Consider the following 5955-nt stretch of genomic DNA (forward strand, 5'->3'; position numbering starts at 1 on the left):
TATACGGTAGAACCCGGCGATACGCTTATGGGAATCGCTTCCAAGTACGGAGCGTCTCTTGCGGCAATAGAGAGGTACAACGGGCTTAACGGCTATTCTATACTGAAAGTAGGGGAAAAAATAACAATACCGGGTGGAAAAGGTCCTCAAAAAACTATCGCCCAAAACACTTTCGGCGATGCAACTTTATCATATATTATCGTTAAGCCGGGAATGACTTTATGGAGCATATCGCAAAAATTTAACGTATCTATAAATTATATTAAAGACATAAACCGGATTAACGGAAACGATATACATACGGGAGAAAAAATATTTTTAAAAGGCGGCTCGAATAACAGCGTAAGATATTCTTATATTAAGAGCGGCGGCAATAACTATGGGTCAAAAAGAACGAATAGCGGCTTTTTATACTACAGGGTAAAATTCGGCGATTCGCTTTACGGTATTTCCGCAAAATTTCACGACAACGTAAAAAATATAATGGCTGAAAACAACATAAAAAATCCAAATTCTATATATCCGGGCGAATTGCTTAAGATAACCAAATAAATGATATCTTTCGATGAATCTTTAAACATTATAAATTCAATAAATACGTCTGCATCTTTAAAAGCCGAAAAAATATCCGTCGTAAACGCGATAGACAGGGTTTTATACGACGACGTTATATCGGAAGTCGATTATCCGGCGTGCGACAATTCCGCAATGGACGGGTATGCCGTTAATACATATCTGACGAAAAAACTTAATTCATCGCAATTAAAATTAACTATATACAAAAAAGTCGTATATGCAGGGGATGCCTCCGTTAGTTATAAATATAAAAAATCGGACGGCGAAAACTTTGCCGTCCGCATAATGACGGGCGGATATATGCCGAAAACTTTAGATGCCGTAATACCTATTGAAGATGCCGTAGTAGAAAACAATAACCTTATAGTAAGTTCTCCAGTGAAATCCGGTAAAAATGTAAGAAGCCGTGGCGAAGTTATCAAAAAAGGCGACGTAATTTTAAAAAAAAATACCAGACTGACTCCGGAAAATATATCCCTGCTCGTCTCATGCAATATAACGAAGATAAAAGTATATGAAAAAATAAGTGTTTCCGTTATTTCCACCGGAAACGAGATTATAGGTCTCGACAAAAAACCTGCATACGGTAAAATTTATAATTCCAACGGAATATTGGCGGAAAATTTTTTAATGCAAAACGGTTGCACCGTCGTTAATAATGCGGTATGCAGAGATAATTTGGAAGAAATAGAAAACTCTCTGACGCAAGCGGTAAAAACCAGTAAAATAATAATAACTTCAGCAGGAGCTTCTTTCGGCGATAAAGATTTTACCGAAAAGGCGCTTGAAGCCGCAGGTTTTAAAATTAAATTCAGGCAGGTGGCTATTAAACCCGCAAAACCTTTTTCTTTCGGATTGATAAATAAAAAAATACCGGTTTTTATGCTGCCCGGAAACCCCGTTGCATTTTATACCTGCTTGGCCGTATACGTTAAACCTTTCATAAACGGGCATATCAAAATAAACAGCCGGGTGCGCGCAATTAAATCGGTTTCTTCATTTGAATATATTAAAAAAAATAAAAGAAGAGAATTTATACCGGCTAATACTTTCTATAAAGACGGAACCGTATATTCAGAAATATTTGAAAAATCGGGGCCCGCTACGATAAACGTTTTCGGTATTATGAATTCCATTATATCCGTTCCGGAAGACGCGGAAGGCGTACATAAGGGCGAATTGCTGGATACTTACCTTATCTGACTTTATAATAATAAATAATAGATTATGAAAAAGCATAAAATCTTAATCGTCGATGACGAGCAAAGTTTGGTTTACGTATTAAAAAAACTTCTGGAAGACGAATTTGTAATTGAAACCGCCTCCGACGGAGAAGAAGCGCTGTCCTATATCAAAAATAACCGCTATTTTGCTATATTTCTAGATATAAGAATTCCTAAAATTAACGGTATGGAAGTTCTGGCTTATACAAGAAAATTAGACGATAAACCGAACGTTATAATTATGACTGCCCAGAACACTATGGTAAACGCTATTGACGCTATGAAAAAAGGTGCATACGATTACATAACGAAGCCTTTTGAATTAGACGAAATTCTAGGCATAATAGAAAAAATAAAAAAAAACGACGGCTTAACCGATAAAAAATTTGAAAAATCGGAAGATTTTCTTGATACCCTGCTTGTAGGCAAGTCTAAAATTATGCAGGAGGTCTTTAAAACCATAGGGAAGTTATCGCATAACAACATTACCGTATTAATTTTGGGAGAATCCGGTACGGGTAAGGAACTTATAGCAAGAGCGATACATTTAAACAGCGTAAGAAGCGATAAACCTTTTATCGTCGTAAACACTCCCTCAATTCCCTCGGAACTTCTAGAATCCGAACTGTTTGGTCACGAAAAGGGTTCATATACAGGCGCAAACGAAAAAAAAGAGGGGAAGTTTATAAGCGCAAACGGCGGCACTATCTTTTTAGACGAAATAGGGGATATGCCGCTTAATCTTCAGGCTAAGCTTTTACGCGCCATACAGGAAAAAGAAATTGAGCCGGTCGGTTCTAATAAACCTGTTAAAATAGACGTCAGAATTATTGCCGCTACAAATAAAAATCTTAAGTCTATGGTTAAAAACGCAAAATTCAGGGAAGATTTATACTACCGGCTTAACGTTATAGAAATTACCCTGCCGCCTTTAAGAGAACGGAAATCCGACATACCTATTTTAGCCGACTTTTTTATAAAAAAGTTTTCTCAGGAGCTGAATATGCCGGAAAAGCAACTGGGCAGCGATGCGCTTTCTTTGCTTCAGTCTTATAATTTTCCAGGAAACATAAGAGAACTCGAAAACGCAATCAGAAGATGCATGGTTATGTCGCCTTCTGCGGTATTAAATTCAGATGATTTTATAGAAATATTGAATAACGGCGAAAATAATTTAAAAGACAAAAAAACGGAAATCGACCCTTTTGAAGATATTATTAAACGAAAAATAAAAAATTACATCGAAAAAGTCAAAGATACCGAAATTAACGACGTTTATAAATCGATAATGGGATTGACCGAAAAAATAATTATAGAAGAAATACTTAATTTATATAATTTTAATCAGCTTAAAGTTTCTAAACTTTTAGGGATTAACAGAAATACCCTGCGGAAAAAAGTCAACGAATATAAAATTAATATTAAAAAACAGATTTAATCTGTCTTTATTTATATAATATTCAATTCTCAAAAGGATTTATATGGACCATAACGTCGTTTATATAAATATTCGACGACATAAGACGGCTTTTAACGCTTTCAGCTATATCGTGAGACATTTTAACGGTCATATTTTGATTAATTTCTATTTCGACGTCTATGTAAAAATAAGGACCGGACTTTCTTACCTTAATATTCGTAATGTGCTCAACCCCTTTCACGGAAGCAATTAAGTTTTTTATTTTATCGACCACGGATGCGGGAGGGCTTTCGTCCATAAGATTGCTTATAGATTCTTTTATAAGTTTCACCGCAAGACGGAATATAAAAAAACTTACGACTATTCCTGCTATGGGGTCCATATAGTAATAGCCTTTTATAGCAAAAATAATCCCTATTACTACGGCGGTAGACACTACGACGTCGCTTCTGTGGTCATATGCCGTTGCAATCAAACCCGTAGATTTTAAAAGCCTGCCCCACCTTAAAGTCCATCTATAAAGAATTTCTTTTATAATTATAGTAGCCGATGCAACGATTAAAGTATCGAACGCCGGACGCTCGTAATAGCGGAAATATAATTTAAAGGACGACACCGCTATAATAGAGAGTCCGAAAAGTATTAAGATTAACGCCACTAAAAAAGTAGCTATCATTTCGGCTTTTGCATGTCCGTATGGATGCTCTTTGTCCTGGGGTTTGTTGGATATTTTAAAAGATATGTAAACTACCAGTCCGGCAAAAATATCGGAAAGCGAATTAAAGCCGTCGGCGACCAACGCCTCGGAATGTCCGGCAATGCCGAAGTAAAATTTTGCTAAAGTTAAAATAATATTCGCAAAAATACCTACATAGGAAACAAACTTGAGTTTATTAAAAATATTTTCGCGGCTTATAGTAAACTGTTTCAATTTATTTCAAATATTTTATACAAATATTTTTTTTAACGCAGCAGGATAAATTTTATGTTCGGTATCGTGAATTTTTAACTCTAAAGATTCAACGGTATCGGTTTCTTCGATCTTAACGACTTCCTGGCAGATAATAGGACCTGCATCTACTTCTGGAGTTACGTAATGCACGGTAACACCCGTATATTTTACTCCGTAATCGAATGCGCTTTTTATGGCATCTTTTCCTTTAAAAGCAGGTAACAGGGAAGGATGTATATTTATTATTTTTTTATGAAATTTAGAAACGAATTCTTTGGATAGTATTTTCATAAAACCTGCAAGAATTATACAGTTTATATTATATTTTCGTATAATGCTTTCAAGCTCTTTTTCAAAATATTCCCTTTCCGAAAACGAAGCGTAAGGAAGAAAAAAAACTGGGATATCGGGTGCGGCAAGCCTGACTTTTTCAATAACAGGTGCGTTTTCTATGTTTGAAACGACCGCCGATATATTTATACTGCAGGCGGCATTTTTATGCTCTTTGGTATCGATGTGAAATATGCGTATTAAATTTAAAGCGTTAGAACCGTTTCCTGAAGCGAGAATTATGCAATTTATTTTCTTTTGCATTATTTATTTATACTATTTTTATTATTACGGTTTATTATATTAGATGATATTGTAAAATATTTGTAGAACATTAAGTTATTTAATGCTGACCGACGGTTGACCGTTACGACTTTTATTACTGCATATATAACCTATATTAAACGAACTAAAATTTTTACCGCCTGAATAAAAAACTTCGTTATTAATAAATTTTACGATATCTTGGGCATCCTTCGCTTCTGTGATTACAATCATGCCTATTCCGGCATTAAAAACCCTGTAAAACTCGTCGCCGCTTATGCCGCCTTCTTCTTTTAATATTTTAAAAAGTTCGGGTACTTCCCATGAATTTCCGTCAATTTCTGCAGAAACTGCTTGCGGAAGTATCCTGGCTAAATTTTCTGTTATACCGCCTCCGGTTATGTGGGCAATTCCTTTAATTTTGAATTTTCCTTTGAGCGCGCTTATAAGTTCCGAATAAATAATAGTCGGTTCCAATAGGGCATCTTTAACGGTTCTCCCGTCTTTAAGCAGACGGTCGTTTATGCTCAAACCCATCATCTCGAATACTATCTTTCTTGCAAGCGAGTAGCCGTTGGAATGCAGTCCGCTGGAAGCTATGCCTATAACGCCGTCACCTTCTTTAATTTCCTTCCCGTCTATAATTTCGTCTTTTTCGACTATCCCGACCGCAAAACCCGCCAAATCGTAATCGCCGGACTGATAAAAAGAAGGCATTTCAGCCATTTCGCCGCCGAGAAGAGAGCATTTAGCCTCTTTGCACCCGAAAGCTATACCCGAAACTATTTCTTTAATAATTCCCGGATTTAAATTGGAGGTGGATATATAATCTAAGAAAAAAAGCGGTTTAGCTCCTAAACATGCAATGTCGTTGACGCTCATAGCGACTAAATCTATGCCGACCGTATCGTGTTTATTTGCCGCAAAAGCTATTTTAAGCTTCGTGCCTACGCCGTCCGTTCCTGAAACTAAAACCGGATTCTTATAATTAAGTTCCCCTATCGAAAAAAGAGAGCCGAATAATCCAAAATTATCTATGACGCCCTTGGTATAAGTGCTTTTAACTATTGAGGTTATATCGTCGACGGCTTTTTTTCCCGCCTCTATATCTACGCCTGCTTTTTTATAATCCATAGTTGTATGATTTTATAATTTTTTATAAATTTTGTAAAGCGCCTTTAATAGCAGTG

The 5955-nt window shown here is 36.1% G+C and carries 6 protein-coding genes; 3 read left to right on the forward strand and 3 right to left on the reverse strand.

All coding sequences use genetic code 11. From position 1 onward, the window contains the following. From EVJ48_10075 to EVJ48_10085, 3 genes are all read left to right on the forward strand, one after another. On the forward strand, positions 1 to 552 hold a 552-nt coding region (locus tag EVJ48_10075; GenBank protein ID RZV36691.1), incomplete at its 5' end, for a LysM peptidoglycan-binding domain-containing protein. After that, positions 553 to 1779 (forward strand): molybdopterin molybdenumtransferase MoeA, encoded by a 1227-nt coding sequence (locus EVJ48_10080; GenBank protein RZV36692.1) that lies wholly within the window; start codon positions 553 to 555, stop codon positions 1777 to 1779. It begins immediately after the preceding gene. A 24-nt stretch (positions 1780 to 1803) separates the two neighbouring features. After that, positions 1804 to 3237, forward strand: a complete 1434-nt coding sequence (locus EVJ48_10085; GenBank protein ID RZV36693.1) for a sigma-54-dependent Fis family transcriptional regulator — start codon at positions 1804 to 1806, stop codon at positions 3235 to 3237. Between the two features lie 22 nt (positions 3238 to 3259). On the opposite strand, the gene EVJ48_10090 is transcribed toward EVJ48_10085, so the two are convergent. The 3 genes from EVJ48_10090 to EVJ48_10100 form a co-directional block, all read right to left on the reverse strand. After that, positions 3260 to 4150, reverse strand: coding sequence for a cation transporter (locus tag EVJ48_10090; GenBank protein RZV36694.1), 891 nt, complete (start codon positions 4148 to 4150; stop codon positions 3260 to 3262). Between the two features lie 15 nt (positions 4151 to 4165). Continuing rightward, entirely contained in the window at positions 4166 to 4765 is a 600-nt protein-coding gene (locus EVJ48_10095) for a phosphoribosylglycinamide formyltransferase (protein RZV36695.1), read from the reverse strand. A gap of 75 nt (positions 4766 to 4840) precedes the next feature. Next, positions 4841 to 5899 (reverse strand): phosphoribosylformylglycinamidine cyclo-ligase, encoded by a 1059-nt coding sequence (locus tag EVJ48_10100; GenBank protein ID RZV36696.1) that lies wholly within the window; start codon positions 5897 to 5899, stop codon positions 4841 to 4843. Positions 5900 to 5955: the final 56 nt, after the last annotated feature.

This window comes from Candidatus Acidulodesulfobacterium acidiphilum (assembly GCA_008534395.1).
Lineage (GTDB): Bacteria > SZUA-79 > SZUA-79 > Acidulodesulfobacterales > Acidulodesulfobacteraceae > Acidulodesulfobacterium_A > Acidulodesulfobacterium_A acidiphilum.